This is a genomic window from Pedobacter sp. UC225_65, assembly GCF_042698365.1.
GTDB lineage: Bacteria > Bacteroidota > Bacteroidia > Sphingobacteriales > Sphingobacteriaceae > Pedobacter.
On record NZ_CP170550.1, the window covers coordinates 2,679,425 to 2,697,262 of the forward strand.

Annotated in this window: 18 protein-coding genes and 1 pseudogene; 9 read left to right on the forward strand and 10 right to left on the reverse strand. The window is 39.3% G+C overall.

Going from position 1 to position 17,838, the window contains the following annotated elements; translation table 11 throughout:
• Positions 1-2: 2 nt before the first annotated feature.
• From ACFJIZ_RS14025 to ACFJIZ_RS14065, 9 genes are all read left to right on the forward strand, one after another.
• Positions 3-620 carry a PH domain-containing protein gene (locus ACFJIZ_RS14025; protein ID WP_379085144.1) on the forward strand — a complete coding sequence of 206 codons (618 nt, stop codon included), beginning with the start codon at positions 3-5 and terminating at the stop codon, positions 618-620.
• Positions 621-622: 2 nt separating this feature from the next.
• Positions 623-997: a DUF6804 family protein gene (locus ACFJIZ_RS14030; RefSeq protein ID WP_379085147.1), complete on the forward strand. Its 375-nt coding sequence runs from the start codon at positions 623-625 to the stop codon at positions 995-997.
• 95 nt (positions 998-1,092) lie between these two features.
• Positions 1,093-1,401: a hypothetical protein gene (locus ACFJIZ_RS14035; RefSeq protein WP_379085150.1), complete on the forward strand. Its 309-nt coding sequence runs from the start codon at positions 1,093-1,095 to the stop codon at positions 1,399-1,401.
• 5 nt (positions 1,402-1,406) lie between these two features.
• Positions 1,407-2,096 (forward strand): hypothetical protein, encoded by a 690-nt coding sequence (locus ACFJIZ_RS14040; protein ID WP_379085153.1) that lies wholly within the window; start codon positions 1,407-1,409, stop codon positions 2,094-2,096.
• Positions 2,093-2,674 (forward strand): hypothetical protein, encoded by a 582-nt coding sequence (locus ACFJIZ_RS14045; RefSeq protein WP_379085156.1) that lies wholly within the window; start codon positions 2,093-2,095, stop codon positions 2,672-2,674. The genes ACFJIZ_RS14040 and ACFJIZ_RS14045 overlap by 4 nt, the downstream gene beginning before the upstream one ends.
• Before the next feature lie 3 nt (positions 2,675-2,677).
• Positions 2,678-3,586: a hypothetical protein gene (locus ACFJIZ_RS14050; RefSeq protein ID WP_379085159.1), complete on the forward strand. Its 909-nt coding sequence runs from the start codon at positions 2,678-2,680 to the stop codon at positions 3,584-3,586.
• 8 nt (positions 3,587-3,594) lie between these two features.
• Positions 3,595-3,813, forward strand: a complete 219-nt coding sequence (locus ACFJIZ_RS14055) for a hypothetical protein (protein ID WP_379085162.1) — start codon at positions 3,595-3,597, stop codon at positions 3,811-3,813.
• The gene (locus ACFJIZ_RS14060; RefSeq protein ID WP_379085165.1) at positions 3,801-4,316 is read left to right on the forward strand and encodes a thermonuclease family protein; all 516 of its coding nucleotides are present in this window, start codon (positions 3,801-3,803) and stop codon (positions 4,314-4,316) included. The genes ACFJIZ_RS14055 and ACFJIZ_RS14060 overlap by 13 nt, the downstream gene beginning before the upstream one ends.
• A gap of 83 nt (positions 4,317-4,399) precedes the next feature.
• Positions 4,400-5,695 carry a cryptochrome/photolyase family protein gene (locus ACFJIZ_RS14065; RefSeq protein ID WP_379085168.1) on the forward strand — a complete coding sequence of 432 codons (1,296 nt, stop codon included), beginning with the start codon at positions 4,400-4,402 and terminating at the stop codon, positions 5,693-5,695.
• 49 nt (positions 5,696-5,744) lie between these two features.
• Here ACFJIZ_RS14065 and ACFJIZ_RS14070 read toward each other — a convergent pair whose 3' ends face one another.
• The 10 genes and pseudogenes from ACFJIZ_RS14070 to ACFJIZ_RS14115 all read right to left on the reverse strand — a co-directional run.
• Positions 5,745-6,623, reverse strand: coding sequence for an FKBP-type peptidyl-prolyl cis-trans isomerase (locus ACFJIZ_RS14070; protein ID WP_379085171.1), 879 nt, complete (start codon positions 6,621-6,623; stop codon positions 5,745-5,747).
• A gap of 7 nt (positions 6,624-6,630) precedes the next feature.
• Positions 6,631-7,068 (reverse strand): FKBP-type peptidyl-prolyl cis-trans isomerase, encoded by a 438-nt coding sequence (locus tag ACFJIZ_RS14075; protein WP_379085174.1) that lies wholly within the window; start codon positions 7,066-7,068, stop codon positions 6,631-6,633.
• A 223-nt stretch (positions 7,069-7,291) separates the two neighbouring features.
• On the reverse strand, positions 7,292-9,070 hold the full coding sequence (locus ACFJIZ_RS14080; RefSeq protein ID WP_379085177.1) for an acyl-CoA dehydrogenase family protein: 1,779 nt from the start codon (positions 9,068-9,070) through the stop codon (positions 7,292-7,294).
• 138 nt (positions 9,071-9,208) lie between these two features.
• Positions 9,209-9,583 carry a four helix bundle protein gene (locus ACFJIZ_RS14085; protein ID WP_379085180.1) on the reverse strand — a complete coding sequence of 125 codons (375 nt, stop codon included), beginning with the start codon at positions 9,581-9,583 and terminating at the stop codon, positions 9,209-9,211.
• Positions 9,584-9,644: 61 nt separating this feature from the next.
• Positions 9,645-10,823 (reverse strand): acetyl-CoA C-acyltransferase, encoded by a 1,179-nt coding sequence (locus tag ACFJIZ_RS14090; RefSeq protein ID WP_379085182.1) that lies wholly within the window; start codon positions 10,821-10,823, stop codon positions 9,645-9,647.
• Between the two features lie 141 nt (positions 10,824-10,964).
• Entirely contained in the window at positions 10,965-13,370 is a 2,406-nt protein-coding gene (locus ACFJIZ_RS14095; protein WP_379085185.1) for a 3-hydroxyacyl-CoA dehydrogenase NAD-binding domain-containing protein, read from the reverse strand.
• Positions 13,351-13,809, reverse strand: a complete 459-nt coding sequence (locus ACFJIZ_RS14100; protein ID WP_379085188.1) for a MarR family winged helix-turn-helix transcriptional regulator — start codon at positions 13,807-13,809, stop codon at positions 13,351-13,353. Before ACFJIZ_RS14100 ends, ACFJIZ_RS14095 begins: the two co-directional genes overlap by 20 nt.
• Positions 13,810-14,387: 578 nt before the next feature.
• A complete protein-coding gene (locus ACFJIZ_RS14105; RefSeq protein WP_379085191.1) occupies positions 14,388-15,713 on the reverse strand; it encodes a DUF6089 family protein in 1,326 nt (441 codons plus the stop codon).
• 277 nt (positions 15,714-15,990) lie between these two features.
• Positions 15,991-16,503 carry a DUF885 family protein gene (locus ACFJIZ_RS14110; RefSeq protein WP_379085193.1) on the reverse strand — a complete coding sequence of 171 codons (513 nt, stop codon included), beginning with the start codon at positions 16,501-16,503 and terminating at the stop codon, positions 15,991-15,993.
• Between the two features lie 248 nt (positions 16,504-16,751).
• Positions 16,752-17,702, reverse strand: a pseudogene (locus tag ACFJIZ_RS14115) (DUF885 family protein); the annotation flags it as partial.
• Between the last annotated feature and the right edge of the window lie 136 nt (positions 17,703-17,838).

Sequence of the window (17,838 nt, forward strand, 5' to 3'; positions counted from 1 at the left end):
AAATGTATTGGTTGATTATGATAAACGATTTAAAAAGGTTTTTAAACGAAGAACAAGACCCTAAGGCAGTCTCAAAAATTCTGGAGAGGGTAAATAGTTTGCTTACTTCTAATGAACAGGTAGAATATGTTGCAGTTCAAAGAAAACCTGCCATTACATTATCTCCAGACTGTGTTGCCCTTACCAACAGAAGAGTTATTTTTTGTAGGCCTAAAGCATTTGGGTTATCAATGGATTTTCAAGACTACAACTGGAAAGATATTGTTGATTGCCATATCAAAGAGGGAATAATGGGTTCAACATTTACGGTAAGGACTATAATGAGCTATAGAATTATGATGGACTATCTTCCTAAAAACCAAGCTAGAAAACTCTATCAATTTGCTCAAGAAAAAGAAGAGGAAATGAGAGATTATAGAAGACAAAAAGAACTGGAAGATAAAAGAGCGGCGGCAGGTGGTGGAATTACTGTGAATAATGCTTCACCATTGCAAAATGAAAATTCTCAAAAAGAAGATCCTTTTGCGGTTTTACAAAAGTTAAAAGCCTTGTTAGAAAATGGAATTCTCTCGCCAGACGAATTTGAAAGCAAGAAAAATGAAATTCTTTCACGTTTATAAATATGAAAACATTCTTCACTCTTTGCGCCCTCTGTTGTTTCATTGCCATATTGAAATTGCCCATAACCTATTATACTTTTCTCCGGATTATAATTTCCTTGGGTGCAATTTTAGCCATCTACAACTTTCTAAAACATAAAGACCATGCATGGTTGATAGTTTTTGTAATCCTTTTAATTCTTTTTAACCCTGTATTTCCGATTTATCTATACAGAAAAAGTGCCTGGGTTCCACTTGATATCCTTGTCGGAATATTGTTTTTACTCCTTGCCTTTGTGAAGAAAAAAGCACCTAAAAAAACAAAAACCATGGAGGTTTTACCGGTTGCGAAAACCTATACGAGAGACCGAATTATTTCCCCTAAAAAACTACAATAAATTATATGGAGACTACAATTAATATCGAACTACAAAGTCATTTTTTGAGGCTTTATCAAATAGCTTGCGCTGATAAAAATTTTGATGTGCTTGAAATGAAACAGTTATACAAATTTGCTGAACAACGCGGTGTAGGAACTGAACATCTCAACAATATCTTAACCAATCCCGTAGATAAAATGGAAGTACCAATAGCTATAGAAAAGAAAATAGAGTATTTGTACGATTTAGCCATCATGATCTGGGTAGATAAAGAAGTAACAGATGATGAATACAACCTACTTAAAAAGTACTGCGAAACATTCGACTTTTTACCTGAAAACATTATCAACATATGCGATTATCTGATTGACTGTGCAAAACAAGAAAAACAGCTTCAGGAAGTATTGGACTCTATCAATTAAATATTATGGAAATTAGAAAGTTATTTATCACTAAAAATAGTGAAGAACCTAAAACTATTGTTCAAGAAAACGAAGAGCAAGACGAACAGAAAATTAGGATTACGTATTATCAAAGTGGTTATGGGGCAGCCCAAAAAGCAATGGGTAGTCCTATAAATTTTAAAGCCTGTTTAGAAAACGTTTATGGTAGTTTCGAACAACAGTGCAGAGAACAAGAAATTCACCAAGGAAAATTAAAGCAACCATATATCGACGATAAAACTAGAAAACAAAGTGAACTGAAAAACACAGAAGCTGCTATCTCTATTTTTGAAGAAAAGAAACAACAGGTCATTGAGAAAATAAATGCCGCAAAAAATGAGGTAGAGGATGTAAAAAATCATCCCGATAGGTATGGTGTAGAAACATCAAAACGTCCAAAAGCACAATTTTATATCGGACTTCTGTTATTGGTCCCTATTACATTATATCTTTTTGTTTTTTATATCTCAGCTACTTACTCAGCGTTCTTTAAAGATTTCTCTAACGATAGTCTAACTGCAGCAATTTTTGATGCTCAAGCTTTTAACAATGCTTTAAACGCTAGTTGGCTAGAAGCAATCTTAATTTTTACGATTCCTTCTGTTTTCTTGGGTTTAGGTTATGTCATTCATATGGTTCAAAAAGGGAAAGGATCAAGAACATTTTCAGGATGATTGCTTTATTTATCGTTACATTTTTATTTGATGGCCTACTGGCTTATCAGATTGAGAAGAAGATATATGACTTTAATAAAACTCCAGATTCATTGCCCTACAACCTTAAAATAGCCCTTGGCGAATCAGAATTTTGGATGATTATTTTCGCTGGCTTTGTAGTCTATATTATTTGGGGTTTAGTTTTTGATATCACGATGAAAGAGCATGAGAACATTGATAAAATCAAGGGACATATTAAGACCAAATTTGAAGAAATTAAGTTATTAGAAACAACTAAAAATGAAATTATAGAGGAAATCAATAACCTAAAGAAAAAAACTGTTGAAATCACTGGAAAGATTGCAGAATTACAATCAGTGATAGATGGCTTTGTATTAAATCTAAAACAATATCTCCTCTATCATCATCAATACAAAGAAGGTTGGTTTCAAGCTGTGACTTCGGAAATAGCATTGCCACAGCAAAAACAAACTGAAATGCTAGAACAGTGTGAAAATATAGCAAATGAGCATCTCAGAAAGCTCAATTTAATAGACCCAGATTTTCAAAACATTGTTTATTCTAAAATTTCATAACTTATGAATACTAAAATCAGTCTTCTAGCATTAGCTATAATTACAATTATTCTTGCTGGATGTGCAAACGAAACCAAAAAAGAAAACACTCAAAAGAATCCTGTTGCTCATGAAGCAACCAACAAAAAAGAGAATTTAAATATTAGTATTCTATTAGATTTATCAGACAGAATTGATCCAATAAAAAATGCTAATCCATCAATGGAGTTTTACACACGAGACTTAGGATATATTGAATCTATTAGCAAAGGCTTCGAAAAACACTTAAGATCCAAGCCTATTAGAAATGATGATGATCAAATCCAGATCTATTTCGAGCCTGAGCCTTTAAACTCAGAGATAAACGACCTAGCTAAAAAGCTAAAATTATCCTTCACAAGGGATAATACGACAAAAGAGGGTATTCTAAAAATATCTTCACAATACCATTCAGCATCTAATGAAATATACAATCTGGCCATTAAAGACAAAAAATATATAGGTTCTGATATATGGGGGTTTTTCAAAAACAAAGTAGGTGATTACTGTATCAAACCTAACCATAGGAACATTCTCTTTATCTTAACAGATGGCTATATGTTTCATCAAGATTCTAAATTCAGAGAAGGGAATAGGAGTTCATATCTTACACCAGAACTGGTTAAATCTCTAAAACTAACTACATCAGACTATAGAGATTTGATGCAAGAGAACGACTATGCCTTTATTAAAGCTAATGAAAATTTAGATCATCTTGAAGTAGTAGTGCTTGGAATTAATCCTGCCAAAGGGAATCCATTCGAAAGTGATGTAATCAACGAATATTGGAATATTTGGCTGAAAGAAATGAAAGTAAAAAATGCAATTATAAAGCCAGCAGACCTTCCTGCAAATCTAGACCAAGTTATTCAAAAAATCATTTTAGCAAAATAACAACAAACATGAAACCCTTATTAATGCTGTTCTTTTTCTTAACTAACGCAACTTGCCAAGAGAAAAAAGAGTCGCCAACAGTATACCTCTGCGACAGCCCAAATGCTAAAAAATACCATTACAAAGCCGATTGTCGTGGCTTGAGCAATTGCAGCTATAAAACCATAAAAACCACCTTAGAAAAAGCCAAAAAAGACAAGAAAACAAAATGTGGATGGGAAAAATAATTTCCTTTGTTTTATGTCTATCGCTCATTCCATTTTTTTGCCAGCATCAGGTAGAACAGTTAGATCATGGCAACATATCAAACTTAACTTTTACCGCTAAAGTGATCCGCATTATGGATGGCGATACCATGGAAGTGCTGTATAAGAATACGCCCAAAAAAATACGTTTGGCACATATCGATTGTCCGGAAAATAAAGGTGCACAACCTTTTGGCAATCAAGCCAAAAAAGCTTTATCCGATTTGTGTTTCGGGCAGATGGTGACCGTTCATGGAGTGAAATTAGATCGTTATGGTCGATTGATTGCACTTGTTGTTAATGATCAAAATCAGACTGTTAATCAAGAGATGATCAAACAAGGCATGGCCTGGCATTTCAAGAAATATTCACATGATCTAATCTATGCGAACTTGGAGATAGCGGCCAGAAAAAATAAAATAGGGCTATGGCAAGAGCCCAATCCTAGCCCCCCATGGGAATGGCGAAAACCAAAACGCAAATGAACTGTTTACTTTAATACCCAATGGTGAAAATGATGAACTAAAAATGCATCTTTAGCCAAGATTTAAACAGTTTACACTTACCTATGGACATCAGTATTTGTTGGTTACGTCGCGATCTACGTTTAGCAGACCATGCTGCACTCTACCATGCGCTCAAAAGCGGATATCCCGTACTCCCCTTGTTCATTTTTGATCAAAATATCCTCAACAAACTCGACAACAAAAAGGATGCGAGGTTAACTTTTATCCATCAAACTTTAAAAACCCTACGAGAAGAGCTACAACAATATGGTTCTTCATTGTTAGTGAAATTGGGTAGTCCAGAAAAGGTATGGCCAGAGCTCATAAAAACATATCAGGTAAAAGCTGTGTATGCCAATCACGATTATGAGCCTTATGCCATCAAAAGAGACGATGGTTTGGCCGAATACTTAAGAAGCGAAGAAATTCCATTTTATACCTACAAAGACCAGGTTATTTTTGAGCAGGCCGAAGTGGTAAAGGCCGATGGCAAACCCTACACCGTGTTTACACCCTACTATAAACAATGGCTACAAAAGCTAAATGCATTTTATGTCAAAGCCTATCCTACCGAGCGCTATTTTAAAAATCTGTTCCAAAGCCCAGCACTTCCATTCCCCACCTTACAGGATATCGGTTTTGAAGAAACCAATGATCAATTTCCATCAACAAACTTTGAGGCCAAGCTAGACCAGTATCACGCAGATAGAGACTATCCTGCAAAAGATGCCACTACACATCTGGGGCTACACCTCCGTTTTGGAACCGTGAGCATTAGGGCTGCAGTAAGGGCTGCACAAACACAAAAGGCCAACAAATGGCTTTCGGAATTGGCTTGGCGAGAATTTTACATGATGATTTTATGGCATTTTCCACATATCATAGACCGTGCGTTTAAACCTGCCTACGATAACATTGAATGGCGGAACAACGAAACAGAGTTTGCCGCTTGGTGCGAAGGCAAGACAGGTTACCCATTGGTTGATGCGGGTATGCGTCAATTGAACAAAACGGGTTTTATGCACAACCGTGTACGCATGGTGGTGGCCAGTTTTTTATGCAAGCACCTGTTGATCGATTGGCGTTGGGGAGAGGCCTATTTTGCAGAAAAGTTGTTAGACTATGAACAAGCCAGTAATGTAGGTGGCTGGCAGTGGGCCTGTGGTTCGGGCAACGATGCAGCTCCTTATTTTAGGGTCTTTAATCCTGAACTGCAATTACAGAAATTCGACCCAAAGTTGGCCTACGTTTTCAAATGGGCTCCTGAATATCAATCGGCCCTTGCCCCCGTTCCTATTGTTGAACATACCTTTGCCAGAGATAGGGTACTAAAAGCCTTTAAAAAAGCATTGACATAAAAAAGCCCCTGCTGAACAATTCAACAGGGGCTTTCTATATTTTTTTGTTTTAATCTGTTACATCAACAATTTCTATATCGAAATCCAGAATAGAGTTTCTTGGTATTGTTACCGCTCCAGTAGTCGAGTCTTTTCTATCTTGTGACCCATAACCTAGATCAGAAGGAATAATCAGACGAACTTTTGTTCCTTTTTTCAAGCCTACCAATACTTTGCCCCAACCTGGTACCAAGGCATTGATTGCAGCAACCAAAGTTGCATCACCCGTTGTTTGGTCAAAGATGGTTCCTGTTAAAAATCTACCTGCATATTTAACTGTAACCGTCGAAAACTTACTGACTTGCGTTCCAGTACCTACTTGGCTAATGTTATAATAAACCCTTGATGGGTCTTTGGTCATGGTTAGGTTTTTTGCTGTGATAAACTCATTGATCAAACGATCATCGATCTGCCATTGTTTGGTTTCTAGATAAGTGGTGATTTCAGAAACAATCACCTCGTTTGATGGTACAGGTCCACTTCCATTTTTACCGTAGGCCATGTACGAAGGAACAATTACCCTTACTTTACCCCCTCTGTTAATGGCATAAAGTGCTTCTCTGTAAGCATCTGGGGTTACATATCCTAAATAATTACCAGTGTTAGAGAATACCGTTGGACTAAAGTAAACATTACCACTTAAAGATTTTACCGTTACATTGTAGAAAACAGAATCCTTATTCTGCATTACACCACCAGTTCCAGGATCTAAAACCTGATAATAAAATCCGCTTGGATCTTTAACCGCAGGGAGATTATTGCTTTTGATGTAAGCCTGTATTTTAGCATCATCGATGTCTTCGATAGACTCGTATTCCTTTTTACAAGAATTGAAAATCAAAATAACACCTAATAAGGCGTATATATATTTTGTTATATTTTTGTGCATTTGCATGTTATTGAACATTAACCACTTCTACTGTAAAATCTAGAACCGAGTTGGCAGGTATACCTGTACGCGCTTCATTTTTGTAACCTAAACCAGAAGGGATCAATAACCTGATCTTGCCTCCCTTTTTAATATGGGGAATTCCCTTTTGCCAACCTAAGATCAGATTGCTCAATGGGAAAGATACTGTACTGGTCGACTTATCAAATACTGAACCAGACAATAACCTACCTTCATAATTAACAGACACTGTGTTTGATACTGTAATATCATTGCCACTGCCTTGTGCAAGAACTTGATAGTATAATCCTGATGGATCTTTAACCGCTACAATACTGTTTTTGGCTATAAAATCAACAATTGCTGCATCGTCTATTCTAGATTGTTTATCGGCATCATAATCCTTTTTACATGAAGAGAGTACACCAACACATAAAAAGAGCATTAAAAAAAACTTGGTTTTTAACATAATTGGACAAAAATAAGCTTTTAATACGGATGCCGCAATTTTTAACCAATTTTAACAAATAAAGGAGGTTGAAGGAAGTAAGCCCTTGGTTCGTGTCGACATGAACCAAGGACAAGAAATGCAGCTAAAAACAAAAAGGTTTAGGATTTGCATCTTTTCAATTCAAATCCTAAACCTTCAACCTTTACACTTTCTACCGCTAAAAAATATATTTGTTGGCCTCAATAATCTGTTGGGCAACATTTTGACGGGCCTGTTTTACGTTAAAAGGCTCCATTTTGGTAAACCTACGTAAACCCACCAACATCATGCGCTGCTCATCGCCTTCGGCAAATGCCCATAAAGCTTCTTTACCCGCTTTTGCTAGCCCATCAACCGCTTCCACAAAATAGATGCGCATCATGTCTAATTGCCCTTTACAAGCTTCTTCACCACGCAATGCAACCAATTTTTCTGTTCTCAGCATCGCTGATTCAGCTACATACACATAACTGGCCATATCGGCGATGTTCATCAAGATCTCTTGTTCTTTAGATAAGCTCATCATCAATTTCTGAACCGCAGCACCTGCCACCATTAAGGTAGCTTTTTTCAGGTTTTGGATGATTTTCTTTTCTGCGGCGAACAAGGTTGTGTCTTCTTCTCCAAAATCTGGGATAGACATCAATTCTGCCGCTACTGCAGTTGCAGGGGTCATCAGATCCAATTCGCCCTTCATGGCACGTTTCAACATCATGTCAACCGTTAACAGTCTGTTGATCTCGTTCGTCCCTTCAAAAATACGGTTGATACGGGCATCACGGTAAGAGCGGTCCATTGGAGCATCAGCCGAAAAGCCCATACCACCATAGATCTGCACACCTTCATCCGTTACATAATCCAACACCTCTGAACCCCATACCTTCAAGATTGCACATTCTACCGCAAATTGTTCTGTCGATTTCAGTTTGGCCTTGCTTGCATCCATTCCTTTCGCCACCAACTCATCATACGCATCATCAATGTTCTGTCCAGCTCTATAATTTGCCGATTCTACAGCGTAAACCTTAGCTGCCATCTCAGCAATCTTATAACGGATGGCACCATATTTAGAGATTGGTCTATCAAACTGAATACGTTCATTCGAATAGTTTACCGCTAAATTCAACACTCCTTTTGACCCACCGATTGCTGCAGCAGCTAATTTGATCCTACCAATATTTAAAATATTTACGGCAATCTTAAAGCCATTCTCTCTTTCAGAAAGCATGTTTTCTACAGGCACCGGGCAATCGTTAAAAAACACCTGACGTGTTGATGAACCTTTGATCCCCATTTTGTGTTCTTCTGGGTTCATGGTAATGCCACCAAATTCTTTTTCTACAATAAAAGCAGTTAGGTTTTTATCGTCATCAATTTTTGCAAAAACGATAAAGATATCTGCAAAACCACCATTGGTGATCCACATTTTTTGACCGTTGATGATATAATGTTTGCCATCGGCACTTAGTTTGGCCTTGGTTTTACCAGAGTTGGCATCAGAGCCGGAGTTAGGCTCAGTTAAGCAATAAGAGGCTTTCCATTCACCAGTTCCTAGTTTAGGGATGTACTTGGCTTTCTGTGCTTCGTTACCATAATACAAAATAGGCAAGGTACCGATACCAGTATGCGCCGATAGGGCAACCGCAAAAGAATGTCCTGCACCACAAACATCGGCCACCAACATAGAGGTATTGAAATTTTTGCCAAAACCGCCAAATTCTTCAGGAATGGAAACACCTAAAATACCCAATTCACCGGCCTTATCCATCAACGTAGGCATCAACCCTTCTTCCTGACTGTCAATTCTATCTAAAATCGGATTAACCTCTGTTGCTAGAAAATCACGACAGGTCTGTGCAATCATCTGCTGTTCTTCATCAAATTCTTCAGGAATAAATACATCCTGATAAGTGGTTTCTGTAATCAAGAACTCACCACCTTTAATTGTTTTTTTCATTTTAAGAGATTTTGAGATCTAGACTTGAGATTTGAGACTGGTCAAATTTCAAAAACAAATCGGTTATTTTCAGATGTGTGACATGAGTTTTGAGAACTTAAACACTTGTATCTATCCCAAAATTTCACATCTATTTTCTCACACCTTTTTATTATTAATTTTCTTATCTAGCATCTGCTGAAAACCATAGGTCATTTTTTGTAACTCATCAATTTGTGCCAATAATGGCTCTAATGTTTCTACTGTCAACATCCCTAACCTATTTGCAATCACTAATTGCGTATGCAATTCAAAGGAAGAACCATTAGCTATTCCTAAAAAATTGTTAAATTCTTTAGTAGAATTTCTACCTGCGCCTTCGGCTATATTTGAAGAGATTGAGACTGCTGCTCTTCGCAATTGACTTATCAATCCAAAACGTTCATCAGTAGGAAAATTTGAGGTTGCTTTATAAACATCAACAGTTAAATCAATTGCTTTATTCCAGATTTTTAATTCTTTTAAATTATTCATCCTTACATTTCTTTAAACTTCCCACATCTCAAATCTCACGTCTAGCCCCTCACCACTAATGCTAGAGCATTTCAAAAATCCCCGCTGCACCTTGCCCAGTACCTACGCACATGGTTACCATGCCATATTTCTGGTCTCTTCTTTTTAGTTCGTTAAATAGTTGTACGGATAATTTGGCTCCTGTACAGCCTAGGGGGTGGCCCAAGGCAATAGCACCTCCGTTTACGTTGATCTTTTCTTGGTCTAGGCCTAAAGTCCTGATCACTGCCAACGATTGTGAGGCAAAAGCTTCATTCAGCTCAATCAGGTCGATATCGTCTTGTTTTAATCCTGCTTGTTTCAATGCTTTTGGAATGGCCTCTATTGGACCAATACCCATAATGCGTGGAGGCACACCAGCCACACCATAACTCACCAAACGGGCAATAGGTGTTGCACCCAGTTCTTTCATCTTTTTCTCCGATACCACCAATACAAAGGCAGCACCATCAGACGTTTGTGAAGAGTTACCGGCTGTAATACAACCATTGGCTGCAAAAACTGGTTTCAATTTGGCCAAACGTTCTATGGTGGTATCAGCTCTTGGTCCTTCATCTGTGTCTACAACATAAGAACGGGTCTGTTTTTTCATATTGGCATCCAAATAGTTTTCGTTTACCGTTATCGGTAATACACCTGCTTTTAAATGACCGTTTTTAATGGCTTCTACTGCTTTAAGGTGCGAACGATAAGAAAACTCATCCTGGTCTTCCCTGCTTACCTTATATTCTTTGGCAACAGCCTCGGCAGTTAAGCCCATGCCCCAATACCAATCTGGATTTGTTTTGGCCACCTCTGGGTTTGGCACCAGTTTCCAACCTCCAAATGGCATTCCCGACATCACTTCTACCCCACCAGCCACAATACAATCGGCCATGCCTGTTTTGATCTTCGCTACCGCAGTAGCAATGGTATCTAAACCCGATGCACAATAACGGTTAATGGTTACGCCCGGAACTTTATCCGTATCCAAGCCCATTAAACTGATCATGCGTGCAATATTCAGCCCTTGTTCTGCTTCTGGTGTAGCATTGCCAACAATTACGTCGTCGATCTGCTCCTTATCCAAGTTAGGAACCGAAGCCACCAAATCTCTAATTACATTGGCAGCCAATTCATCTGCTCTTGTAAAACGGAATACACCCCTCGGGGCTTTTCCTACAGCTGTTCTAAGTCCTGCTATTATATATGCTTCTTGCATTTTTATAAGATTTGAGATCTAGACTTGAGATTTGAGACTTGCCCAATTTCAAATACAAATCGTGTTTACTTTTTTTATGGTCAGAAAGGTGATATTGTTTTATATTCTTACATCTCCAATCTAACTTCTCACCTCTATTTTCTAGTTTCTAAGCGGCTTACCTTTTGTCACAATCGATTGGATTCTTTCCAAGGTTTTACGTTCGCCACAAAGTGATAAAAACGCTTCTCGTTCCAGATCCAAAAGGTATTGTTCTGTTACTTCTGTTGGCGAAGACAGGTCTCCCCCGCACATTACCCAACCTAGTTTTTCTGATATTTTTTTATCATGTTCTGAGATATAGTTACCAGAGTACATCGTATTGGCACCTGCGTACACAATGCCCAAACCTTGCTTGCCCAACACTCTGATATCTTTACGTGGGATTGGTTTGGTATAACCTGCATCAGCCAGTTCAATGGCTTTGGCCTTTGCATCGGCGATCAAACGGCTCCTGTTCATGCTGACCGCAAACTTATCTTTCTGCAGATAACCCAACTCAAACGCCTCAACAGCCGAGGTAGAGACCTTCGCCATGCCAATGGTCAAGAAACGGTCTTTCATGGTGTTCTGTACAATCTGGTCTGCCCGATATTCGTCAGATGCGCGTAGGGCAAACTCTTTCGTTCCACCACCACCTGGGATCACACCCACACCAAACTCAACCAAACCCATATAGGTTTCTGCATTCAGCTGTACAAAATCGGCATGCAAGCTAAACTCACAACCGCCACCCAAGGTAAGGTTGTGCGGTGCTACCACCACCGGAATTGATGAGTAACGGATACGCATCGAGGTATTCTGGAATAGCCTAACGGCCATGTTCAATTCTTCCCATTCTTGTTCTACCGCCATCATAAAGATCATGCCTACATTGGCCCCGGCAGAGAAGTTGGCGCCATCATTTCCGATCACCACACCGCGGTAATCTTTTTCGGCCATATCAATCGCTTTGTTAATGGCAGCCAAAGTATCGCCACCAATGGTATTCATCTTAGAGTGGAACTCTACATTGATAATTCCATCACCCAAATCGATGATTGAAGCACCTGAGTTTTTCCAAAGCACTTTATTTGCCCTTAGGTTATCAAGGATGATAAAGTTATCCGCACCGGGAATGGCTTTGTAGCTTTTAGATGGGATATCATAATATTTTTTCAGTCCATCTTCTACTTTATAGAACGAGGTATGTCCAGCGGCCAACATTTCGGTTACCCAAGTTGCAGGCGTATGGCCATATTGTTTCATTCCATCCAATGAAGCCTGAATACCTACGGCATCCCATACTTCAAACGGGCCTAGGTCCCAGCCAAAGCCGGCACGCATGGCATCGTCAATGCGATACAGTTCATCCGAAATTTCTGGAATACGGTCTGACACATATTCGAACAACCCAAAGAAAGAGGCCCTGAACAATTCGGCGGCCTTGTCCTTTCCTGTAGCAAAAACCTTCATGCGGTCTTTTACATTTTCGATGGTCTTGGTCAGCTCTAACGTAGCCGATTTTACCTTCTCCTGCGGACGATACTCGAGCGTTTTAAGATCAAGTGCTAATATTTCTGTTTTGCCTTCGGCAGTTTTTGTCTTTTTATAAAAACCCTGTTTGGTCTTATCGCCCAACCAATTGTTGGCTTCCATTTTTTGCACATAGGCCGGAAGTTTGAACAAATCGTGCGCCTTATCATCTGGGCAGTTGTCGTACAAACCTTTCGATACTTTGATCATCGTATCCAAGCCTACCACATCTGTAGTACGGAAAGTAGCAGATTTTGGTCGGCCCAAAGCTGGTCCGGTAAACTTATCTACTTCCTCTACCGTAAGGTCCATCTTTTCTACCAAGTGCAATAAGGCCATGATCGAATACACACCTACCCTGTTGGCAATAAATGCAGGGGTGTCTTTACATAAAACCGTGGTCTTACCTAAAAACTTATCGCCATAATGCATCAAGAAATCTACGATTTCGGGTTTGGTAAATGGCGTTGGGATAATTTCCAACAACCTTAAATAACGTGGTGGATTGAAAAAGTGTGTACCACAGAAGTTTGCCTTAAAATCGTCACTTCTGCCCTCGGCCATCATATGGATCGGAATACCCGAAGTATTCGACGTAACCAAGGTACCTGGCTTGCGGAATTGTTCTACCTGCTCAAATACCTTTTTCTTAATGTCAAGGTTTTCTACCACAACCTCAATGATCCAGTCGTAGTTGGCAATCTTGGCCATATCATCTTCAAAATTGCCCGTAGTGATGTTGCCCAACACCCTTTGGCTATAAATTGGCGATGGATTGGTTTTCACAGCTGTTTGCAAAGCGGTATTCACAATGCGGTTTTTTACTGCCGGATGTGTCAAAGCCAAACCTTTTGCCTGCTCTTCGGCATTCAGCTCTTTTGGGGCAATATCCAAAAGCAGCACCTCTACACCAATATTGGCGAAGTGGCAGGCAATACGAGAACCCATAATGCCCGAGCCCAATACAACTACTTTATTTATTTTTTTGTTCATCATGATCTTTTGTAGGCGAATAAGCCAATGTTAATTGGTTAACTTTATCTAAGGTTAAAATCAGTTGCTCTTTTTCTTTGGCACTTAGTTTTTCGTTTAAATACTCATTAAACTTGATCACTACACTACTGGCCAATTTTCTTTTCTCGATACCAAATGGTGTTAAAAAAACTTTAACAGAACGTTTGTCGCCAGCAGCGGTTTCTCTGTAGATCAGGCCAAGCTCTTCCATGTTGTTCAACATCCTCGACAAGCTGGTGGCCTTTACGCCAAGCAGCGCGGCCAATGCCGAAACCGCCGTGCCTTCGGCCTCTATATTGATCAACACATAACCAATGGCTTGTGTAATACCAAAGCCCGATGCGATCTGGTTATAGGTGTTGGAAACATTCTGCCAAACCACCTTTAAAAAATAATCTACTGTTTCTTTCTGCTTCATTAATTACTATGCTTGCATAACAAATTTAATGATTAATAATTAGAATGCAAATAGAAAATCAAAATATTTTTGTTGATTCATTCAATTGTATAACAGCACAGTAGTTTGTGACATAAGCCTGATTGTAGCGAACACAAAGGTTGATCTTGTCAACGGTCATGACCTTTAATTTTCTTAACCTTAACCTCTTTTTAGAACGTTATGAAATGTAAAATAGATATTTGTTATTCTTCTTATTAGAAATCAAAACCATGAGCGCTTCGGTTGCGATAGTCCCGCTGTACGCTTTACTGCGTATCCGCCGCCATCGGGTTTAGCCAATAAGGGACAGTGGTTTTGAGGCCATTCAGTTTCCTAGCAGCACTACAATTGGTTAACTAAACCTGATTGTAGCGAGCACGAAGCAGAAGGCGAAGTAAAGCGAAAAGCCTGCCTACCGCAGGCGGGGCTGATCTTGCCAATGGCCAGTAGCTTTCGTTTCCTTAATTTTTAACCTCTGTTTAGAACGTTATGAAATGTATAAAACAAAAAAAGCGCCCCAATTATTGGGGCGCTTTTTTGATATGGTATTGTTTCTACTAGTATAAAGTAAATTCTACCCTTCTGTTCTGTTGACGACCAGCTGCAGTAGCATTGGTTGCAATGGGTTGCTCTTTACCGTAACCTGTTGCTTCGATCCTACTTGCATTGGCGCCTTGTGCTACCAAGTAGTTTTTGATCGCTTCTGCTCTGTCTTTAGACAAACGCATGTTCAATTCTGCTGAACCAGTATTATCTGTATGACCAGCCAATTTCAAGCTAAAGTTTTTCTCTACCAATAAAGCCGCAACTCTATTTAAGGTAGGGTAAGATTTAGAACGGATGGTTGATTTACCCAAATCAAACTCCAAGTTGGCAATTGCATCTTTAACCACTTTACGGTCTGCTTCTGTAACGACTACTTGTGTTTCTTTAATGATCTGCGGTTTTGGTGTAACCAATGGACAGCCTGCACCATCTACTACTGTACCAGCAGGAGTGTTAGGGCATTTATCCAATTTATCAGCTACTCCGTCACCATCGCTATCTTGCAATAGGTTACCCATGTCGGCACGTAATCTTGCATTTTCTGCTTTTTGCGCATCAAGGTCAGATTTCAAGGCACTTGCTTCTCTTCTGGCTGCTAAAGCCTCATCGTAAGTTGCTGCAGTTGGGCTATAAAAAGCCATTTGTTTACCTTTACCCAATGCAAATTCTAAACCAGCATAACCATAGCTGTATTTGTCATTTCCATTTCTTTCGTAACCATCCAAGTTGTCACCATCAACAAAGTTTACGGTATAACCTAAATCAAGGTTAACACCTGGCGATAAACGGAATTTAGCACCTACACCAACTGGGATTACCAATTTGTCTACATCTTTAGCAGTTGTAGTTACATTGCCTGTCGTAGTTGTAGTTGTTTCGTAGTTTACAAAACCACCACCCGCAGATGCATAAAGTTGTGCGGCATTCTCTTGTTTAAACATGCTCCAATTGAACATATTTACCACGGCACTTAAACTTGCCGAGTACCTAAGATCAGTAGAGAAAGAACTAAAAGGACTAACGTTTACAGTACCATCTCTATAAGGTTCTGCATTATTTCCTTTTAATTTACCTCTCAAAGCGTCTGCACGTAACGCAAAATAAGGTGTAATCTGTTTTTTGATGTACAAACCGTAACCGATATTGGTTTTCCAGTTCGAAAAATCTTCTTTTCCACCCAGTGGAGAGAAAGGCATCAATGCCCCACCGTTAACACCAATAGACCATGTTCTAAAAGAGGTTGATGGAGATGTCATTGGTTCTTGTGCTTGGGCAGCAGTTCCAATAAATAGGGCAGCTAAAGCTACCGGTAACGTTTTAAATAATTTCTGTTTCATAAGAGAGATATTATAATAAGCTATTGTTATTTACAATATCCATTGGCAATCAATGTACCAAAATCGATACAAAACAGAATTATACTGCTATATTCATCTTATAGACAAGTCATTGCGTCCATTCCATCGATTTTACAGTATGTTAAAAAGTGTTAAAAAAGTGTGTGCTTTACTATACGTATCGAAGTTTATTGTAAGCATAAACCTCCAATGGCATCCCCTACAGATTCCATAACTATTTAATTATAAAGAAATTATTAATTAAAACGACAAACAATTAAGGAATATTACCTGCAAATTTCCATTGGGTACTAAAGTTTTCTGGCAACAATTGGTTGGTTAAAATGGCACGCACCATTTCTACCGGCATATTGTTCTCTTTTAGGATCCGATCATGAAACTGGATATTGGTCATTTTACCACTGCTTACCAATTCTTTGTGCAGGGCTCTAAACTCTAAACCACCCAACATGTATCCGATTTGGTAAAGTGGTCCGTAGCCGCCTGTAAAAGAACGACGTACCTCTGCTTCTGCATTTGCCCTTTCAAAGCCCACCCGTTCTACCAGAAAATCTATACATTGTTTTGGGGTCCATTTGCCCAAGTGGTAATTTAAGGAGAAGATGATCCTTGCACAACGGTGCATGCGCCAGAATAACATTCCGATCTTATCTTCTGGTGTTTTGGCAAAGTTCTTATCCCATAATAACATTTCCCAGTACAACGACCAACCTTCTGTCCAAAATGGGGTGCTGAAACTTCTGCGGTAAGGTTTGTATCTGCTCTGCATAAAATATTGCAGGTTGTGTCCAGGATCAATTCGTGAAAAACCACTGCTCTAGAAAAATGGCGGTTGTTTCCACGTAAGGTCATCATTTTGGCATCTTCACTCATGTCTTCTGTTGGGTAAGCAATCAGCACTGATTCTCCGCCTAAAAAGAAAGGAGCAAATAATTGTTCTTGCGGGCTCAACATGCGCATGCGCCAGCCCTCTTTGGCCAAGGCAGGTACAGTGATCAATTTATTCTGCTCTACAAAATCAATGGCTTCATTTGCCAGTTCGTATACCAGTTCGGGTTGTTTGCCCAAAGCAGGGTAATCTGTTTTTACTTTTTCCAGTGCTTTTTTCCAATCGTTGCCAAAACCCATCTGGTTTGATGCCTTTAGCATTTCTGCATCGCACCAAGCAAACTCCCGCATGGCAATGGCTTCGATCTGTTCTGGTGTATAGGCAATCATTTCATCTTTTAAACCAGCCAACAAAGCGGTCCTTCCAATAGGATTTCCTAAAATGCCACTGCCATCGTCTTTTGCATTAGAAAGTTTTGCAGTTTTACCCAATTCGGCTGCATATTCTCTTAATGCCTTTAACACATCTGGATAAACCTCTTTGGTAGCTTTGGTAAATTGGGGGTCATAGCCATCGTAAAACTTATAGGCTTCTGTAAATACGGTGATATATTGGTTAACGGTTTGCTGTGCCCAATTGGCCTGCATTGGCGTTACGGTTAGCTGTCCATTGCGTACAGCTTTGGTAGTATTGTCTATCGCAGTAATCAACTGTTTAAAGTTTGCTGCCGTTGTTGGTCCGTCCTGTTGTTTGCCCACGCGTCTTTTCTGTTCAAAATCGATAATGGTTTTGGCAAAGGGTACAGTAAAGTTTGAGGCCTTAAATTCTACATGTGCAGCTTGCGATGCCGCAGCATCAACCCTGATATCGCGTTTCAGCAAGGTGTAATCTACACGTTCGTTTACACTTAGTTTTGCAAAAGGCAATGCTTTTAACTTGGCCAACCAGCTGGCATAAAAGCGGTCCATCCGTTGCAAATATTCTTCAGAACGTTTTAAGCTATACTTGCGGTTAAGCATCGTTTCATCAGATTGGTATTGGTTAATGAAAGGGCTTAATAAGCTGGCCTCATTGCTTTGTGCAAAAGAAACCTGGATTGAAAGGGTTAGGGCGAGAAGCGAAAAAAACAGTTTGCGCATGGTGATTCTATTGGTTTGGGGTTAATATTTACCTGCAACTACCTCACCTTATCTATTGCCAAACGCGCCATTGGTAGCATACCAGCTGTCTAAACATCAGGTAATTTGCTTCGGTAATTGCTGCAATATAATTAAA

What these genes read in the sequence shown, in the direction of transcription:
- ACFJIZ_RS14025 (WP_379085144.1), top strand. Translation starts at nt 3, where the DNA reads ATGTATTGGTTGATTATGATAAACGATTTAAAAAGGTTTTTAAACGAA.
- ACFJIZ_RS14030 (WP_379085147.1), top strand. Translation starts at nt 623, where the DNA reads ATGAAAACATTCTTCACTCTTTGCGCCCTCTGTTGTTTCATTGCCATA.
- ACFJIZ_RS14035 (WP_379085150.1), top strand. Translation starts at nt 1,093, where the DNA reads ATGAAACAGTTATACAAATTTGCTGAACAACGCGGTGTAGGAACTGAA.
- ACFJIZ_RS14040 (WP_379085153.1), top strand. Translation starts at nt 1,407, where the DNA reads ATGGAAATTAGAAAGTTATTTATCACTAAAAATAGTGAAGAACCTAAA.
- ACFJIZ_RS14045 (WP_379085156.1), top strand. Translation starts at nt 2,093, where the DNA reads ATGATTGCTTTATTTATCGTTACATTTTTATTTGATGGCCTACTGGCT.
- ACFJIZ_RS14050 (WP_379085159.1), top strand. Translation starts at nt 2,678, where the DNA reads ATGAATACTAAAATCAGTCTTCTAGCATTAGCTATAATTACAATTATT.
- ACFJIZ_RS14055 (WP_379085162.1), top strand. Translation starts at nt 3,595, where the DNA reads ATGAAACCCTTATTAATGCTGTTCTTTTTCTTAACTAACGCAACTTGC.
- ACFJIZ_RS14060 (WP_379085165.1), top strand. Translation starts at nt 3,801, where the DNA reads ATGGGAAAAATAATTTCCTTTGTTTTATGTCTATCGCTCATTCCATTT.
- ACFJIZ_RS14065 (WP_379085168.1), top strand. Translation starts at nt 4,400, where the DNA reads ATGGACATCAGTATTTGTTGGTTACGTCGCGATCTACGTTTAGCAGAC.
- ACFJIZ_RS14070 (WP_379085171.1), bottom strand. Translation starts at nt 6,623, where the DNA reads ATGCACAAAAATATAACAAAATATATATACGCCTTATTAGGTGTTATT.
- ACFJIZ_RS14075 (WP_379085174.1), bottom strand. Translation starts at nt 7,068, where the DNA reads ATGCTCTTTTTATGTGTTGGTGTACTCTCTTCATGTAAAAAGGATTAT.
- ACFJIZ_RS14080 (WP_379085177.1), bottom strand. Translation starts at nt 9,070, where the DNA reads ATGAAAAAAACAATTAAAGGTGGTGAGTTCTTGATTACAGAAACCACT.
- ACFJIZ_RS14085 (WP_379085180.1), bottom strand. Translation starts at nt 9,583, where the DNA reads ATGAATAATTTAAAAGAATTAAAAATCTGGAATAAAGCAATTGATTTA.
- ACFJIZ_RS14090 (WP_379085182.1), bottom strand. Translation starts at nt 10,823, where the DNA reads ATGCAAGAAGCATATATAATAGCAGGACTTAGAACAGCTGTAGGAAAA.
- ACFJIZ_RS14095 (WP_379085185.1), bottom strand. Translation starts at nt 13,370, where the DNA reads ATGAACAAAAAAATAAATAAAGTAGTTGTATTGGGCTCGGGCATTATG.
- ACFJIZ_RS14100 (WP_379085188.1), bottom strand. Translation starts at nt 13,809, where the DNA reads ATGAAGCAGAAAGAAACAGTAGATTATTTTTTAAAGGTGGTTTGGCAG.
- ACFJIZ_RS14105 (WP_379085191.1), bottom strand. Translation starts at nt 15,713, where the DNA reads ATGAAACAGAAATTATTTAAAACGTTACCGGTAGCTTTAGCTGCCCTA.
- ACFJIZ_RS14110 (WP_379085193.1), bottom strand. Translation starts at nt 16,503, where the DNA reads ATGCAGAGCAGATACAAACCTTACCGCAGAAGTTTCAGCACCCCATTT.